24 protein-coding genes are annotated in these 16,367 nt (G+C 52.1%); 6 read left to right on the top strand and 18 right to left on the bottom strand.

Annotation, left to right across the window (positions count from 1 at the left end; translation table 11 throughout):
- Positions 1–338: 338 nt before the first annotated feature.
- Positions 339–881 carry a gamma carbonic anhydrase family protein gene (locus AC1RKG_RS24580; RefSeq protein ID WP_020837217.1) on the top strand — a complete coding sequence of 181 codons (543 nt, stop codon included), beginning with the start codon at positions 339–341 and terminating at the stop codon, positions 879–881.
- Between the two features lie 37 nt (positions 882–918).
- Here the strand turns inward: AC1RKG_RS24580 and aroE are convergent, their stop codons facing one another.
- Genes aroE through dprA form a run of 5 tightly spaced genes read right to left on the bottom strand, consistent with a single transcriptional unit; the run spans position 919 to position 4,463 of the window.
- Positions 919–1,737 (bottom strand): shikimate dehydrogenase, encoded by an 819-nt coding sequence (gene aroE / locus AC1RKG_RS24575; protein WP_493183824.1) that lies wholly within the window; start codon positions 1,735–1,737, stop codon positions 919–921.
- 11 nt (positions 1,738–1,748) lie between these two features.
- A complete protein-coding gene (gene tsaC / locus AC1RKG_RS24570; RefSeq protein WP_128865726.1) occupies positions 1,749–2,318 on the bottom strand; it encodes an L-threonylcarbamoyladenylate synthase type 1 TsaC in 570 nt (189 codons plus the stop codon).
- A 7-nt stretch (positions 2,319–2,325) separates the two neighbouring features.
- Entirely contained in the window at positions 2,326–2,871 is a 546-nt protein-coding gene (locus tag AC1RKG_RS24565; protein WP_020837220.1) for a DNA topoisomerase family protein, read from the bottom strand.
- Between the two features lie 25 nt (positions 2,872–2,896).
- On the bottom strand, positions 2,897–3,370 hold the full coding sequence (smg, locus tag AC1RKG_RS24560) for a DUF494 family protein Smg (protein ID WP_046372501.1): 474 nt from the start codon (positions 3,368–3,370) through the stop codon (positions 2,897–2,899).
- The gene (gene dprA, locus AC1RKG_RS24555; protein WP_493183823.1) at positions 3,342–4,463 is read right to left on the bottom strand and encodes a DNA-protecting protein DprA; all 1,122 of its coding nucleotides are present in this window, start codon (positions 4,461–4,463) and stop codon (positions 3,342–3,344) included. The genes smg and dprA overlap by 29 nt, the downstream gene beginning before the upstream one ends.
- A 133-nt stretch (positions 4,464–4,596) precedes the next feature.
- Between dprA and def the strand changes: the two genes are divergently transcribed.
- From def to mscL, 5 genes are all read left to right on the top strand, one after another.
- A complete protein-coding gene (gene def, locus AC1RKG_RS24550; protein ID WP_020837223.1) occupies positions 4,597–5,106 on the top strand; it encodes a peptide deformylase in 510 nt (169 codons plus the stop codon).
- Between the two features lie 17 nt (positions 5,107–5,123).
- A complete protein-coding gene (fmt, locus tag AC1RKG_RS24545; protein WP_048761140.1) occupies positions 5,124–6,068 on the top strand; it encodes a methionyl-tRNA formyltransferase in 945 nt (314 codons plus the stop codon).
- 73 nt (positions 6,069–6,141) lie between these two features.
- Entirely contained in the window at positions 6,142–7,431 is a 1,290-nt protein-coding gene (gene rsmB, locus AC1RKG_RS24540; protein ID WP_020837225.1) for a 16S rRNA (cytosine(967)-C(5))-methyltransferase RsmB, read from the top strand.
- Between the two features lie 77 nt (positions 7,432–7,508).
- Positions 7,509–8,885, top strand: coding sequence for a Trk system potassium transporter TrkA (gene trkA / locus AC1RKG_RS24535; RefSeq protein WP_020837226.1), 1,377 nt, complete (start codon positions 7,509–7,511; stop codon positions 8,883–8,885).
- A 145-nt stretch (positions 8,886–9,030) separates the two neighbouring features.
- The gene (gene mscL / locus AC1RKG_RS24530) at positions 9,031–9,447 is read left to right on the top strand and encodes a large-conductance mechanosensitive channel protein MscL (RefSeq protein ID WP_020837227.1); all 417 of its coding nucleotides are present in this window, start codon (positions 9,031–9,033) and stop codon (positions 9,445–9,447) included.
- Between the two features lie 57 nt (positions 9,448–9,504).
- Here mscL and AC1RKG_RS24525 read toward each other — a convergent pair whose 3' ends face one another.
- From AC1RKG_RS24525 to rpsE, 13 genes are all read right to left on the bottom strand, one after another.
- A complete protein-coding gene (locus tag AC1RKG_RS24525) occupies positions 9,505–9,711 on the bottom strand; it encodes an alternative ribosome-rescue factor A (RefSeq protein ID WP_020837228.1) in 207 nt (68 codons plus the stop codon).
- Positions 9,712–9,795: 84 nt separating this feature from the next.
- Positions 9,796–10,227 (bottom strand): Zn(2+)-responsive transcriptional regulator, encoded by a 432-nt coding sequence (gene zntR / locus AC1RKG_RS24520; protein WP_020837229.1) that lies wholly within the window; start codon positions 10,225–10,227, stop codon positions 9,796–9,798.
- Positions 10,227–10,601, bottom strand: coding sequence for a DnaJ family domain-containing protein (locus AC1RKG_RS24515; RefSeq protein ID WP_149574118.1), 375 nt, complete (start codon positions 10,599–10,601; stop codon positions 10,227–10,229). Before AC1RKG_RS24515 ends, zntR begins: the two co-directional genes overlap by 1 nt.
- Before the next feature lie 146 nt (positions 10,602–10,747).
- Complete coding sequence (gene rplQ, locus AC1RKG_RS24510) at positions 10,748–11,137, bottom strand: 50S ribosomal protein L17 (RefSeq protein ID WP_004929726.1); 390 nt, start codon at positions 11,135–11,137, stop codon at positions 10,748–10,750.
- A 40-nt stretch (positions 11,138–11,177) separates the two neighbouring features.
- Positions 11,178–12,167 carry a DNA-directed RNA polymerase subunit alpha gene (locus AC1RKG_RS24505; protein WP_002919219.1) on the bottom strand — a complete coding sequence of 330 codons (990 nt, stop codon included), beginning with the start codon at positions 12,165–12,167 and terminating at the stop codon, positions 11,178–11,180.
- A 25-nt stretch (positions 12,168–12,192) separates the two neighbouring features.
- Positions 12,193–12,813 (bottom strand): 30S ribosomal protein S4, encoded by a 621-nt coding sequence (gene rpsD / locus AC1RKG_RS24500; RefSeq protein ID WP_004951125.1) that lies wholly within the window; start codon positions 12,811–12,813, stop codon positions 12,193–12,195.
- 30 nt (positions 12,814–12,843) lie between these two features.
- Entirely contained in the window at positions 12,844–13,233 is a 390-nt protein-coding gene (gene rpsK / locus AC1RKG_RS24495; protein WP_004951128.1) for a 30S ribosomal protein S11, read from the bottom strand.
- A gap of 16 nt (positions 13,234–13,249) precedes the next feature.
- Positions 13,250–13,606 carry a 30S ribosomal protein S13 gene (rpsM, locus tag AC1RKG_RS24490; RefSeq protein ID WP_020837231.1) on the bottom strand — a complete coding sequence of 119 codons (357 nt, stop codon included), beginning with the start codon at positions 13,604–13,606 and terminating at the stop codon, positions 13,250–13,252.
- 146 nt (positions 13,607–13,752) lie between these two features.
- A complete protein-coding gene (gene rpmJ, locus AC1RKG_RS24485; RefSeq protein WP_002227352.1) occupies positions 13,753–13,869 on the bottom strand; it encodes a 50S ribosomal protein L36 in 117 nt (38 codons plus the stop codon).
- A gap of 33 nt (positions 13,870–13,902) precedes the next feature.
- Positions 13,903–15,234: a preprotein translocase subunit SecY gene (secY, locus tag AC1RKG_RS24480; protein ID WP_004929740.1), complete on the bottom strand. Its 1,332-nt coding sequence runs from the start codon at positions 15,232–15,234 to the stop codon at positions 13,903–13,905.
- 7 nt (positions 15,235–15,241) lie between these two features.
- Complete coding sequence (gene rplO, locus AC1RKG_RS24475) at positions 15,242–15,676, bottom strand: 50S ribosomal protein L15 (protein WP_020837232.1); 435 nt, start codon at positions 15,674–15,676, stop codon at positions 15,242–15,244.
- 3 nt (positions 15,677–15,679) lie between these two features.
- Positions 15,680–15,859, bottom strand: a complete 180-nt coding sequence (gene rpmD, locus AC1RKG_RS24470; RefSeq protein ID WP_004956161.1) for a 50S ribosomal protein L30 — start codon at positions 15,857–15,859, stop codon at positions 15,680–15,682.
- Between the two features lie 6 nt (positions 15,860–15,865).
- Positions 15,866–16,366 carry a 30S ribosomal protein S5 gene (gene rpsE, locus AC1RKG_RS24465; protein WP_004956164.1) on the bottom strand — a complete coding sequence of 167 codons (501 nt, stop codon included), beginning with the start codon at positions 16,364–16,366 and terminating at the stop codon, positions 15,866–15,868.
- Position 16,367 lies beyond the last annotated feature (1 nt).

Genomic DNA, 16,367 nt, shown 5'->3' with positions numbered 1-16,367 from the left:
TTAGCCGCCGTAGCTTGCTATCTCGAGGTGGCGTATAATACGCTTTCCTCTTTCAGAGTCAACCCCTAAATTTCAGGGTTTTTTCTCTTCGAACCCCGGAGACTCTGTGAAGTTGTTCACATGTTCCGTGTCGATGGAGGCGCATTATAGGGATCCGAGTTTTTTGCACAACCCCTTTTTTGATCTTTTCTTTCCGTTTGCGCACTTTTCAGCCCTTTCGGGCGGATCTTGCGCGATCAGCGCCATTTTCCTTAAGATCCGTAGCTTCAGTTGGTTGTAATTCCACCGCCAACGTCTAGTATTGCCGGTAAATATGATCCCGACGTGAGGCTATTACCATGTCCGATGCAGTGCGTTCTTATCTTCATTACTCTCCAAAACTGGGTCAACGCGTAATGATCGACCCTTCCAGCGTGGTGATCGGCAACGTTGAGCTGGCCGATGACGTCAGTATCTGGCCGCTGGTTGCCATCCGCGGCGATGTCAACGCGGTAAAGATCGGTCCGCGCAGTAATATTCAGGATGGCAGCGTGCTGCACGTGACTCATAAGTCCGAACATAACCCAGAAGGTTACCCGCTGTTGATCGGGGAAGACGTGACCGTAGGCCACAAAGCCATGCTGCACGGTTGCGCCATAGGCAACCGGGTATTGGTAGGGATGGGATCGATCCTGCTGGATGGTGCAGTAATAGAAGATGATGTGATGATTGGTGCCGGCAGCCTGGTGGCTCCGGGTAAACGTCTGGCGAGCGGTTATCTTTATATGGGAAGTCCGGCACGTCAGATTAGGCCATTGACTGCAGCTGAGTTGGAAGGGCTGCTCTACTCTTCTACTAACTATGTACGTTGGAAAGACGAATATTTGTCTGAAGACATCTGACAAGCGCCCGTTCCCTGGCAAGAGAACGGGCACAAGGTTATGCCGCCAACTCGTGACGCAGTTGGCGCAGTACTGGCTCTATCTCCGGCATCACGCCGTGCCACAACAGGAACGCATGCGCGGCCTGCCCCACCAGCATCCCTAATCCGTCAGCATATTCTGTAGCACCCTGTTGCTGTGCCCAGGTCAGAAACGGCGTTAACCCCTGCTGATAAAACATGTCATAACAGCGCGTGTTGCCAGTGATAGTGCCAACCGGCAATGCCGGGATCTCGCCGCTGATCCCGGACGCCGTAGCGTTGATCACTAAATCAAACTGTTGTTGATCGAGTTGATCCAGAGGCAAGGCGGTGATTTCACCGAGATGCTGAAAACTTTCTGCCAGCATTTGCGCACGACTGAAAGTGCGGTTGGTGATCGTCATCTCACAACCAAAAGACAACAGCGGCAAGATCACGCCCCGTGCTGCGCCCCCCGCCCCCACCAGCAAAATGCGATCCTTTGGTTTGATCAGCCCTTGGCGTTCCAGATCGGTCAGCAGGCCGATCCCGTCCGTATTGTCACCCAGCAACCCACCGTCCGGCAGCACCTTGAGCGTATTGACCGCTCCGGCCAACGAGGCACGCTCGCTCAATTCAGACGCAGCCTCGTAGGCATGCTCTTTAAAAGGTACCGTGACGTTCGCCCCCTGACCACCAGCGTGAATGAACGCTTGCAGCGCCTTTTCGAAACCGTCCAGCGGTGCCAACACCGTACCATAGGGATGTTCTATGCCAGTTTGAGCGGCAAACAACGCATGAATGCGCGGTGATTTACTGTGGCTGATAGGATTACCGAATACTGCAAACTTCTCCATTCACATTACCTCTAGCCTTGACGGATCTGTTCGCCGCTCAGGGCATCTCTGATTTCTGAAGGATTAAGGCGGCCACCAACGCTGCCGGCTAACACCGGGAAAGCGACGCCAAACTGCTTCTGCACTTCCTCGGCGCTGCGGCAAGGCTCTTGCCCGCTGAGGTTGGCGCTGGTCGAGACCAGCGGTTTCCCGAATCCTCGGCAAAGCTGCTGAACCAGTGGATGATCGCTGACACGTACCGCCAGAGAGTTGAAACGGCCGGTCAACAAGCGCGACGTTTCCGGACGAGCAGGTATCACCCAGGTGACCGGACCGGGCCAACTGGCAAAAATGGCAGCCCGCTGCCGCTCGCTGAGTGCACTGTCATCTATATAAGGTGCTAACTGCGCATAATCGGCAGCGATCAGGATCAGTCCCTTTTCCCAAGGCCGCTGTTTGAGGGCCAGCAATGCATTTACCGCTTGTTCACTGTCAGGATCGCACCCTAAGCCAAATACGGCTTCTGTAGGGTAAGCGATAACCTGCTGAAGATGCAGCGCGTCAATAATGGGTGTAAAGAGAGGAGTGGTATCTGAGTTCATGGCGTCATTATTCTGTGGTTGCTACGGGTTTTCCGCAAAGCTTACTGGCACAGCAAAGGACTGGGCCTTTTGCCGAACGCTTTTCCATCAGCAGCGGGTAGTGGCAGTACTCGCACTCACCGGCGACGGGTTTAAAATTGAGGACAAACTGACATTCAGGGTAGCGATCGCAGGCGTGGAAAACCTTACCATAGCGTGATTTACGCTGCAGCAGTTTGCCCTGACCACACTGCGGGCAACTGATACTGGTTTCGTCCGGTTTATCGATGACCTCGGTGTGATCGCACTCCGGATAGTTGCTGCAACCGATAAACATACCATAACGGCCCTGGCGCAATGCCAGCGTCGCCTGGCATTTGGGGCATTCCTGCCCGTCCAACATCTTGACGATGTGCCCATCGGCCTGCGCTTTTAGCGGTCGAATATGTTGGCACTCAGGATAACGGGAACAGCCGAGAAAAGGGCCGTGGCGACCACTGCGGATCACCAATTCGGCCCCACATTCCGGACAGGGTTCATTTTGCCTGGCGGCAAAAATCGCGGCTTTTGTCATAACTTCTTCTATAGATGTTATCGGCTCAGTGCAGATAACCTTCGTTTACTTCAAACAACAGTTCTTCCATTTGCTGATAGGCGCTTTCATACCCAGGGATATTAAACAGCACCATCAGCACTACCCATTTCAGATCTTCGAGATCGAATTCCGTATTATCCAAAGCCATAACACGATCGATAACCATTTCACGGGTTTCGAGGTTCAATACCTGAATCTGCTCCAGGAACAGGAGGAAACCACGGCAACTGGCATCCAAACGCACGCCTTCTTCTTCGGTGTAAATCCGCATGGCCAGCGGATCGGCATCCATAAAATACGGCGCATTTTCGCCTTCCTGCAGGTCAGCGAGTTTTTCAAGCCAATTCAACGCGTTGTAGATATCATCCCGATCAAACCCCGCCTGAGCGAGATCATCAGTCAGTTGATCCTGATCGACGCGCATCTCTGGTTCATTGTGGATATAAGTTTCAAACAAGTACATCAGTACGTCGAACATGGCCTGCCCTCCTTATTCGGACATAGCCGCCGGGTACAGCTGCGATCCACCCTGCTAACTCCAGATCGAGTAATTTGATTACTACCTCTGGCACAGGTTGGCCGGCACGTTCAGCGACGACGTCAACAGGTGTCACCTCATCTCCTACGTTAGCCAACACATCGGCAAATGGCAATTCAACTTCGGCTTCTGACGCACAAATAGTTGTATTTTCGTTCAACGACAGCCAATGCAGGCCGCTTCCCAGCTGTTCCGCGATCTCTTTCGGCCCGGTAACCAGATAAGCACCCTGTTGGATCAGCCAGTGTGTACCCTCACTCATTGGGTTACCCAGCGCACCGGGTAAAGCGAAAACCTCACGTCCCTGATCAAGCGCACAGCGGGCAGTAATCAGCGTCCCGCTGCGCAGAGAGGCTTCAACTACCACCACGCCCAGACTTAACCCACTGATGATGCGGTTACGGCGTGGGAAATGGTCCGGCATCGGCAAATCGGTGACCAAATATTCTGAGAGCAAAGCCCCGCCACTATCAGCGATCTCTTCGGCCAGACGGCGATGTCGGCGCGGATAGATATTGGCCAGGCCACTGCCCAGAACGGCCACCGTATGTCCTCCTGCCGCAAGTGCTGCGCGATGGCAGACGCTATCAATGCCAAGAGCCAACCCGCTGGTGATGGTAAACCCACAGTGAACCAGACCGGTGGTAAAGTAATTGCCCCAGTGCTCACCGTAGTGGCTAAACTGGCGGCTGCCGACCATGGCGATTTGCGGCTGCTGCACCGCTTCCGGGTTACCTTTGACCAGCAGCAGCAAAGGGGCATCGTCGATATGAAGCAACCGCTCTGGATAGCCGCTCTCACCGTAGATCCACAGAAAATGGTCTGGCTGTTCCAGCCAGGCAAGCGTGGCAGCCAGATAACGCGGATCCGCCTGGCGAAACTGCGCCTGCTGTCGGGTATTCAGCCCCAGTTCATGCAGCAAGCGGGAAGGTTCTCCACCGGCCCAGATCAACTGCCGTATTATCTGGCTGGCCTGCGCTGTGCCAAGCCCAGTGACTCCGCGCATCCGTAAGCCGATTTCCTGTGCCTGCATCGCCTGTTCCCTCGCAAAAAATGGTGGTATTACCAATTCGAGCAATTGGTGCGCAATGCTGTCAATCAGGCCGGGAAATGTCTAGAATAGAAGCTAAACCTCGTTTATCACTCGGATACAGATCTCAAGATATATGTCAGTATTGCAGGTATTACATTACCCAGACGACCGGCTGCGCAAAGTTGCGGCCCCGGTAAAAGAAGTCAATGCGAATATCCAGCGCATCGTGGATGATATGTTTGAAACCATGTACGCAGAGGAAGGCATTGGCCTGGCTGCGACACAGGTGGATATCCATCAGCGCATTATCGTCATTGACGTTTCTGAAAACCGCGATCAGCGCCTGGTGCTGATCAACCCGGAGCTGCTGGAAAAAAGCGGCGAAACCGGGATCGAGGAAGGTTGCCTTTCCATTCCTGAGCAGCGTGCTTTAGTTCCGCGCGCCGCTAACGTGAAAATCAGAGCGCTGGATCGCGACGGCAAGCCTTTTGAGCTGGAAGCCGACGATCTGCTGGCCATCTGTATTCAGCACGAGATGGATCACCTGGTTGGCAAACTGTTCGTCGATTACCTGTCGCCACTCAAGCGCCAGCGTATCCGCCAGAAACTGGAAAAACTGGCCAAGTTTAACGCGCGCGCCTAACCGATCAGGAAATCAACGTGTCTGACTCTTTACGGATTATTTTCGCCGGAACTCCAGACTTCGCAGCGCGTCACCTTGACGCGCTGTTGTCATCTGGGCACCAGATTGTCGGGGTTTTCACCCAGCCTGACCGCCCCGCCGGCCGCGGTAACAAGCTGACGCCAAGCCCGGTCAAGGTTTTGGCCGAGCAGCATCAATTACCGGTATTTCAGCCAAAATCACTGCGCCCGGAAGAAAACCAGCACCTGGTGGCCGATCTCAACGCCGATGTGATGGTCGTCGTGGCTTATGGGCTGATCTTGCCGAAAGCGGTGCTGGATATGCCGCGACTTGGCTGCATCAACGTCCACGGTTCCCTGCTGCCACGCTGGCGTGGCGCCGCGCCGATCCAGCGTTCACTCTGGGCCGGCGATAACGAAACTGGCGTCACCATCATGCAAATGGACGTAGGTCTTGACACCGGCGATATGATGTACAAAATCGCCTGCCCGATTGAAGCCGATGACACCAGTGCCAGTCTGTATGACAAACTGGCGCAGCTCGGCCCGCAGGGCATGTTGACCACGCTGCAGCAAATGGCTGAAGGTTCTGCCAAACGTGAAGTGCAGGATGAGTCGCTGGTCACCTACGCCGAGAAGCTGAGCAAAGAAGAAGCTCGCCTCGACTGGAGCTTGTCAGCCGTGCAGCTAGAACGCTGCATCCGCGCCTTTAACCCGTGGCCAGTCAGCTATTTCACCATTGACGATCAGCCGGTAAAAGTGTGGCAAGCCACGGTGTTGGAACAAAACGCCAATGCGGAACCCGGCACCATCGTTCATGCCGACAAACACGGCATCCAGGTTGCTACCGCCGAGGGTATCCTTAACCTGACTCAGCTGCAGCCCGCGGGCAAAAAACCCATGTCGGCACAGGATCTGCTGAACTCACGTCGTGAATGGTTTACACCGGGTAACCGGTTATAAGCCGCCCTCACTGCCCGGCCGATAATCGCCGGGCTGTTTCTTTCTTAATGCCGATCGCTACCCGCTTTAGCCTATGAAAAACAACTACAATCTCCGAAGCATCGCAGCCAAAGCCATCGGCCAGGTGCTGGATCAGGGCCAGTCTCTCAGTACTGTCTTGCCGCCACTGCAAAAATCCATTTCTGACAAAGACCGCGCTCTGCTGCAGGAGTTATGCTTCGGCACCCTGCGCGTGCTGCCACAGTTGGAATGGTGTATTCAGCAATTGATGGCCAAGCCAATGACCGGCAAACAGCGCACGCTGCACTATCTGCTGATGGTCGGCCTCTACCAACTGCTGTATACCCGCATCCCAGCTCATGCAGTGCTGGCGGAAACGGTAGAAGGCGCCGTCGCGCTGAAACGGCCGCAGCTTAAAGGGCTAATCAACGGTGTATTGCGCCAGTTCCAACGACAGCAGGAAGAGTTGCTGCAACGCGCCGCCAATAATGACAGCCGCTATCTGCATCCAAGCTGGCTTTTGAAACGTATCCAGCAAGCCTACCCCGCGCAGTGGGAACAAATCGTCGATGCCAATAATCAGAAGCCCCCGATGTGGCTGCGTGTCAGCCGACTTCATCACACCCGTGAAGATTATTTGCAGCTGATGGCGCAGGCGGGTATTGCAGCCGAACCCCATACCGAATATCGCGATGCAATACGCCTGCTGGCGCCATGCGCCGTTACCGACCTGCCGGGATTTGCCGACGGCTGGGTTACCGTGCAGGATGCTTCCGCTCAGGGTTGTGTCGATCTGCTGGATCCGCAAGACGGAGAACAGATCCTCGATCTGTGTGCGGCTCCCGGCGGCAAAACCACGCATATTCTGGAAGCTGCGCCCAAAGCTCATGTCATGGCGGTCGATATCGATGAGCAACGCCTGAGTCGAGTCAAAGAAAACCTGCAACGCCTGCGTTTACACGCCGAGGTCAAGCAAGGCGATGGACGTACACCGCAAGACTGGTGTGGTGATAAGCAATTCGATCGCATTTTGCTGGATGCACCGTGCTCTGCCACGGGTGTGATCCGCCGTCATCCGGATATCAAATGGTTGCGTCGCGATAGTGACATCGCTGAACTGGCTACGCTGCAGGCCGAGATTATCGAAGCCATTTGGCCACATCTCAAAAAGGGCGGTGTGATGGTATACGCTACCTGCTCAATTTTGCCGGCAGAGAACGCGGAGCAGATTACCGCCTTCCTCCAGCGCCATCCCGAAGCCCGTCTGGTTGAAACCGGCGATGAACAGCAGCCTGGCCGACAGAATCTTCCCCATCCGGAGGATGGAGATGGCTTCTTTTACGCTAAGCTGATTAAAATGTAGTTAGTCAGTATTCAGGGCGCGGCTGTTGCGCCCTTTCAGAAAACCTTCAGCGGTTTCAGTGTGAAGCAGAGAAGCGAATGAAAATAATTATTCTTGGTGCCGGTCAGGTTGGTGGAACACTGGCGGAAAACCTGGTGGGCGAAAACAACGACATTACCGTCGTGGATACCGACTCTGGCCGTCTGCGTCAGCTGCAGGATAAGTTCGACCTGCGAGTTGTTCAGGGCTACGGTTCCCATCCACGCGTACTGCGAGAAGCAGGCGCAGAAGATGCCGACATGCTGGTTGCGGTCACTAACTCTGACGAAACCAACATGATTGCCTGTCAGATTGCCTATTCGCTGTTTAATACGCCGAACCGAATCGCCCGTATCCGCGCGCCTGAATATATCCGCGAATCAGAGAAACTGTTTCAACCTGAAGCGGTGCCCATCGACCATTTGATCTCGCCTGAACAGCTGGTTATCGATTACATCTATAAATTAATTGAATACCCTGGAGCATTACAGGTGGTGAACTTTGCAGAAGGCAAAGTCAGCATCGCTGCAGTAAAAGCCTATTACGGCGGCCCGTTGGTGGGTAATGCCCTGTCTTCTATGCGTGAGCATATGCCGCATATCGATACCCGCGTTGCCGCTATATTCCGTCAGGATCGGCCGATCCGCCCACAGGGCTCTACAATTATCGAAGCCGGAGACGAAGTGTTCTTTGTTGCGGCTTCACAGCATATCCGTGCGGTAATGAGTGAGCTACAACGGCTGGAAAAACCTTATAAACGCATCATGATTGTCGGCGGCGGTAACGTCGGTGCTGGCCTGGCGCAGCGCTTGGAGAAATCCTACAACGTGAAGCTGATCGAACGTAATCAGCAACGCGCCACGGAGCTGGCCGAACAGCTGCATGACACCATCGTGTTCTATGGCGATGCCTCTGACCAGGAGTTATTGGCGGAAGAACATGTTGATCAGGTAGATGTTTTTATCGCTATCACCAATGATGACGAAGCCAACATCATGTCTGCCATGCTCGCCAAACGTATGGGTGCCAAAAAGGTGATGGTGTTAATTCAGCGTCGTGCCTACGTTGACCTGGTGCAGGGCAGCGTCATCGACATTGCCATTTCCCCTCAGCAAGCCACGATCTCAGCGTTGCTGGGCCACGTACGTAAAGCAGATATCGTCAGTGTTTCATCGCTACGGCGCGGCGTGGCAGAGGCCATTGAAGCTATTGCACACGGTGACGAGAGCACCTCAAAAGTAGTTGGGCGTATCGTTGAAGATATTAAATTACCGCCGGGCACGACCATTGGCGCCATTGTCCGCGGTGATGACGTAATTATCGCCAACGGCAGCAGCAAAATCGAACAGGGCGATCACGTCATTATGTTTATTACCGATAAAAAGTTCGTTCCTGACGTTGAACGTTTGTTCCAACCAAGTCCGTTCTTCCTGTAGAACGAATTAATTGTCCCATGGTCTATAATCAGGTTGATATTCGTTGCCGTGGGTAAGAAGAGATAAAAACTTTTCTCTGCTTATTGTGGCAAAGGGAAATTGCTTTGTTAAACTTGAGTTATTAATTCTGCAAGGGGTGCGTTCTATGAGTATGATGAAAGAGTTTCGTGAGTTTGCCATGCGTGGCAACGTGGTTGATTTGGCAGTCGGTGTGATTATCGGTGCAGCATTCGGCAAGATCGTATCGTCTTTCGTTGCAGATATCATCATGCCACCGCTGGGTTTACTGATCGGCGGCGTTGACTTCAAACAGTTCCACCTGGTGTTACGCGAAGCTCAGGGCGCAGTGCCTGCAGTAGTGATGAACTACGGTTCATTCATTCAAACCGTTTTTGATTTTGTTATTGTTGCCTTTGCTATTTTCCTGGCAATTAAGTTAATGAACAAAGTACGTCGCAAACAGGAAGAAGCGCCAGCCGCACCACCTGTGCCAACTGCAGAAGAGAAGCTTCTGACTGAAATTCGCGATTTACTCAGTCATCAGCAGCAACCAAAACTGTAAATCAGTTAATCCTGCGCTAATAAAAAGCCATCTAAATCAGATGGCTTTTTTAATGCCTTAAAACCAGAAGGCCAGTGGTAAATTATCATTTGATAGTTTGCCACTGGCCTCCCAATTACCGCCTTTTGCGTGTTTGTCTTTACGCCGGTAGCTGCCTTTCCCTTTGGTATTTTTCTCTACCCGTTGGCGAAATAGTGGATCATGCAACAGTGCCTCAATGGCATTGTCCTGGATCTTACCTTTAGTATGTCGGTATTGAGTCATGGTAATTCACCTTATTTGTCTATGGTTATAAAACGAGAAGATAATACTGCCAGCAGTATAAAAATTAAAGGGCCAGCAAGCCTGTCAGGCACCTTTTTTCACTTTTTCATCGCTGGCGCCCTGTTCCAGCGCTTCCAGAATCGAGCAATAGTTGCTGGTATGCGCGCTTCCGCAGCAGGCATCACTAAGGCGCTTTAGCGACTCACGCATCCGCGTTAATTCCTTAAGCTTGTTCTCGACTTCGCTCAGACGCGCATCGACGATCGACTTCGATTCCTGACAGGTATGATGCTCAGGATCGACACGGATCGACAGCAGTTCAGCAATGGTTTCCAGCGTAAAACCGAGCTGCTTGGCATAACGGATAAAGCGCAACCGCTGCAGGTCTTGATCGCTGTACAAGCGATAGCCCCCTTCGGTACGAATGTTATGATCCATCATTCCCTGCTTCTCGTAATAACGCACGGTATCCGGCGTCACATCGGCAAGTTTTGCCAGTTGCCCTATCTTAAACATCACTCTTCCTCCGGCAAAAATTTGCTGCTCAATGCTCTCTGATATTCACCGTGTAAAAAATCTGTGCTCATTCCAGCCTGACGAAGACGATGTTCCAACAGGGCCATCCGCTTGCCAAGTTCGGCATAGTCTGGATGTTCGCTATCAATTCCCTGTAGCAAACGGGCAATGTTCAAAGCCTCTTTACGATCTTCGAGCTCAGCAGGTAGATAGCCAGCATTTTTTAGCAGGCGAAAACCTGTTCGCAATTCAGCGGGCACGGCACTGTCATCATCCAACTCTAGAGGCTGCCCCTGGCCGGGCAAGTTATCTAACTCACCTTTCGCCTGCGCATCAAGAATATGGCGCTCCGCCCACTGATCAAGTAGCCACATAACATACTCTCTCAACTGACTAATGAATAGCGTTAGCATAGCGGATAGGGAGGGGGATCTTAAGCCTGGCGGGGAAAGAACGCACGTTTGGCTGATTATGGACGTAAAAAAACCGGGCAAGCCCGGTTTTTTTACGCGTCTACAGATTACTCTGCAGTTGCTACTTCTGCTTGAGACTCAGCACGATCAACCAGCTCGATGTATGCCATCGGCGCGTTGTCGCCTGCGCGGAAGCCACACTTCAGAATGCGAGTGTAACCACCGGCACGGCTCGCGAAACGCGGGCCCAGCTCGTTAAACAGTTTTGCCACGATCTCGTTATCACGAGTACGGGCGAATGCCAGACGACGATTAGCTACGCTGTCGGTCTTGGCAAGAGTAATCAGCGGCTCAACAACGCGACGCAGCTCTTTCGCTTTTGGCAAGGTCGTCTTGATGATCTCATGACGAACCAAAGAGCCGGCCATGTTACGGAACATAGCCTGGCGATGGCTGCTGTTACGGTTCAGTTGACGACCACTCTTACGATGGCGCATGACCTTATCCTTCTCAGTAAAACCTTAACCTGTGATCCGGTTACTCGTCAGCAATGCTTGCCGGTGGCCAATTTTCCAGGCGCATGCCCAGAGAAAGTCCACGGGAGGCCAGCACGTCTTTAATCTCAGTAAGAGATTTTTTACCCAGGTTCGGCGTTTTCAGCAACTCAACCTCGGTACGCTGTACCAGATCACCGATGTAGTGGATAGCTTCTGCCTTAAGGCAGTTAGCAGAGCGGACAGTCAATTCCAGATCGTCAACAGGGCGCAGCAGGATCGGATCGAACTCTGGTTTTTCTTCTTTAACTTCCGGTTGACGTACATCACGCAAGTCAACGAAGGCTTCAAGTTGTTCGGCCAGGATGGTTGCCGCACGGCGGATCGCCTCTTCAGGATCGATCGTGCCATTGGTTTCCATTTCGATTACCAGCTTGTCCAGGTCAGTACGCTGTTCTACACGCGCTGCTTCAACATTGTAGGCAATACGCTCTACAGGGCTATAGCATGCGTCAACCAACAGACGACCGATCGGGCGCTCATCTTCTTCCGAATGAATTCGGGCAGAAGCCGGCACATAACCACGACCACGTTGAACTTTGATACGCATGCTGATAGCAGCGTTTTCATCGGTCAGGTGGCAGATCACGTGCTGAGGCTTGACGATTTCGACATCACCATCATGGGTAATGTCGGCAGCGGTCACAGGGCCAATGCCAGATTTATTCAGGGTAAGAATAACTTCATCTTTGCCTTGAACTCTCACCGCCAGCCCTTTCAGGTTGAGCAGGATCTCCAGGATATCTTCCTGTACGCCTTCTTTGGTGCTGTACTCGTGCAGTACACCATCAATCTCAACCTCGGTCACCGCGCAACCCGGCATAGATGAAAGCAGAATACGGCGCAGTGCGTTGCCAAGAGTATGGCCAAAGCCACGCTCTAAAGGCTCAAGGGTCACCTTGGCGTGCGTCGAACTGACTTGCTCGATATCTACCAGGCGCGGTTTTAGAAACTCTGTCACAGAACCCTGCATTGTGTCCTCTCTTTGGTACTAAGCCTTACTTGGAGTAAAGCTCGACGATCAGGTGTTCGTTAATGTCCGCAGACAGATCGGTACGTTCAGGCATACGCTTGAACACGCCTTCCATCTTAGCAGCATCAACTTCAAGCCAAGTCGGCTTTTCACGCTGCTCAGCCAGCTCCAGAGAAGCTTTAACACGAGATTGCTTTTTAGCTTTCTCGCGGATGCTGACTACGTCATTCGGAGATACCTGATAAGAAGCGATGTTAACAACGCGACCATTTACCATAATTGCTTTGTGGCTAACCAACTGACGTGACTCTGCACGAGTAGCGCCGAAGCCCATACGGTAAACAACGTTGTCCAGACGACCTTCCAGCAGTTGCAACAGGTTTGCACCGGTGTTGCCCTTCAGGCGTGCTGCTTCTTTGTAATAGTTACGGAATTGACGCTCCAGAACACCGTACATACGGCGAACTTTTTGCTTCTCACGTAACTGTACACCATAGTCAGACAGACGCGGTTTACGCGCACCGTGTTGACCAGGCGGTTGCTCAATTTTACACTTGGTATCGATCGCGCGAACGCCAGACTTCAGGAACAAGTCTGTGCCCTCACGGCGGCTAAGCTTGAGCTTAGGACCCAAATATCTTGCCATTTTCTTTCTCCAACTAACCTAAAAGCAGCGTTATACGCGACGCTTTTTCGGCGGACGACAACCGTTGTGAGGGATAGGAGTCACATCAGTAATGTTAGTGATGCGGAAACCTGCGGCGTTCAGTGCACGAATAGTTGATTCGCGACCCGGACCCGGTCCCTTAACCATAACTTCCAGGTTCTTGATACCGTATTCTTTTACTGCGTCAGCACAACGCTCGGCTGCAACCTGAGCTGCAAACGGAGTTGACTTACGAGAACCACGGAAACCAGAACCACCGGCAGTTGCCCAACCCAATGCGTTACCCTGACGATCGGTAATAGTCACAATGGTGTTGTTGAAAGAAGCATGGACATGAGCCACGCCGTCAGAGACTTGCTTTCTTACACGCTTACGTGTACGAACAGGTGCCTTTGCCATTATTCAATCACCCTGATTATTTCTTGATCGGTTTACGCGGACCCTTACGGGTACGTGCGTTGGTCTTCGTACGCTGACCGCGAACTGGCAGACCACGACGATGACGCAAACCACGGTATGTACCAAGATCCATCAGACGCTTGATGCTCAGGGTAACTTCACGACGCAAATCACCTTCTACAGTGAATTTGGCGACTGCTTCACGCAGCTGTTCAATTTGCTCTTCAGACAGCTCACTGATCTTAACATGTTCAGCAATACCCGTAGCTGCACAGATAGACTGTGAGCGGGTTTTACCGATTCCGAAGATCGACGTTAAGGCGATTACGGTATGTTTATGATCAGGAATGTTAATGCCTGCTATACGGGCCACTATGCACTCCTACTATTTTATACGGCAACACCATTCTGAAAAGCCCGTTTTCAGGATACTCAAATAATGTTGCAGCTACATACAAAAGATTGGCTGGCTAATCTAGCCAGCTCAACCCAACTTTGCAAGAAAAATATGCGAGATAATCAGCCTTGACGCTGTTTATGCTTCGGCTCGGCGCTGCAAATCACACGAACGACACCGTTACGCTTAACGATTTTGCAGTTACGACATAATTTCTTGACGGAAGCACGAACTTTCATTTTTACTCTCCGTAACTTCTCAAACGCACCTGATTAGCGGTTATAGCCTTTCAGGTTTGCTTTCTTCAATGCAGACTCGTACTGACTTGACATCATCAGAGTTTGCACTTGAGCCATAAAGTCCATGATGACGACAACCACGATCAGTAGCGAGGTACCACCAAAGTAGAATGGTACTTTCATTGCATCACGCATGAACTCCGGGATCAGGCAGATGAAAGTAATGTACATCGCGCCCACCAGGGTTAAACGCGTCATTACTTTATCGATGTACTTCGCCGTTTGCTCTCCCGGACGAATTCCTGGTACGAAGGCACCGGACTTCTTCAGGTTATCTGCTGTCTCACGCGGGTTGAAAACCAACGCCGTGTAAAAGAAACAGAAGAAGATGATTGCAGACGCATAGAGTAACACATAAAGCGGTTGCCCTGGCTGCAAATACAGCGAAATCGTTGTCAGCCAGTTCCAACCGGTACCGCCCCCAAACCATGATGCAATCGTGGCCGGGAACAGAATAATGCTGGAAGCGAAGATTGCCGGGATTACCCCTGCCATGTTCACTTTCAACGGTAAGTGTGTGCTCTGTGCTGCATAAACACGACGACCTTGTTGACGTTTCGCATAGTTAACGACGATACGACGTTGACCACGTTCTATGAAAACAACGAAGAAGGTTACTGCAAACACTAATACTGCAACCAACAGCAACAGGAGGAAGTGCAGGTCGCCTTGCCGGGCTTGCTCAATAGTATGGGCCACTGCCGGCGGAAGTCCCGCTACAATACCTGCAAAGATAATGATCGAAATACCGTTGCCGATACCGCGCTCAGTAATCTGTTCGCCCAGCCACATCAGGAACATTGTCCCGGTAACCAGACTCACTACAGCAGTAAAGTAGAATGCAAAGCCTGGGTTTAAAACCAGACCCTGCATACCAGGCATATTCGGCAGACCGGTAGCAATACCGATCGACTGGAATATGGCCAACACCAGCGTACCGTAGCGGGTGTACTGGCTAATCTTGCGACGGCCAGCCTCCCCTTCTTTCTTGATTTCTGCTAACGCTGGATGAACCACCGTTAACAGCTGGATAATGATCGATGCCGAAATATACGGCATGATCCCCAGAGCAAAGATAGAAGCACGGCTGAGGGCACCACCAGAGAACATGTTAAACATTTCAATGATAGTGCCTCTCTGCTGCTCAAGCAATTTGGCAAGCACAGTGGCATCGATACCAGGAATCGGAATAAAAGAGCCGATACGGAAGACAATCAGCGCGCCGATGACAAACAAAAGTCTGCGCTTCAGCTCGCCGAGCCCGCCTTTAGCACTTTGAAAATCTAATCCTGGTTGCTTAGCCATCTGCTACTTATTCCTCAATTTTACCGCCAGCAGCTTCGATAGCAGCACGAGCGCCTTTGGTGACACGCAGACCACGCAGGGTAACCGGACGAGCGATTTCGCCAGAAAGCATAACTTTCGCGAATTCGATCTGGGTACCAACAACGTTAGCGGCTTTCAGCGTGTTCAGGTCGATTACGTCGCCTTCAACAAGAGCCAGTTCAGACAGACGAACTTCTGCCGTGATCATAGCTTTGCGCGAGGTGAAGCCGAATTTCGGCAAACGACGATATAAAGGCATCTGACCACCTTCAAAACCACGACGTACGCCACCGCCAGAACGTGAGTTCTGACCTTTGTGACCACGACCAGCGGTTTTACCCAGGCCAGAACCAATACCACGACCTACACGCTTCGGCGCATGCTTGGCACCTTCAGCCGGAGACAGAGTATTTAAACGCATCTGTTACTCCTCAACTTTAACCATGTAGGAAACCAGGTTGATCATACCGCGTACAGCAGGAGTATCCTCGCGCTCTACGGTGTGACCAATACGACGCAGACCCAGACCGAGCAGTGTAGCTTTATGCTTCGGCAGACGGCCAATGGAGCTGCGAACTTGTGTTACTTTGATAGTCTTAGCCATGGTCAATTACCCCAGAATGTCTGCAACGGATTTACCACGCTTGGCAGCGACCATTTCAGGGGACTTCATATTTGCCAAAGCATCAATAGTTGCACGAACCACGTTGATCGGGTTGGTGGAACCATAAGCTTTAGCCAATACGTTGTGCACCCCAGCGACTTCCAGGACGGCGCGCATTGCACCACCGGCAATAATACCGGTACCTTCGGAAGCCGGCTGCATGAACACACGGGAACCCGTATGAGCACCTTTAACAGGGTGCTGCAGGGTGCCGCTGTTCAGCGCGACATTCATCATGTTGCGACGGGCTTTTTCCATCGCTTTCTGGATCGCTGCCGGAACTTCGCGTGCTTTGCCGTAGCCAAAACCAACGCGACCGTTACCATCACCAACTACTGTCAGTGCGGTAAAGCTGAAAATACGGCCACCTTTTACGGTTTTAGATACGCGGTTTACCGCGATCAGCTTTTCCTGCAGTTCGCCAGCTTGTTTTTCGATGTGAGCCATC

The sequence above is a fragment of the Serratia sp. GW822-FHT06D09 genome, assembly GCF_058799515.1.
The sequence above is the reverse complement of the archived record's forward strand: the minus strand, read 5'-3'. Positions and strand labels throughout refer to the sequence as shown.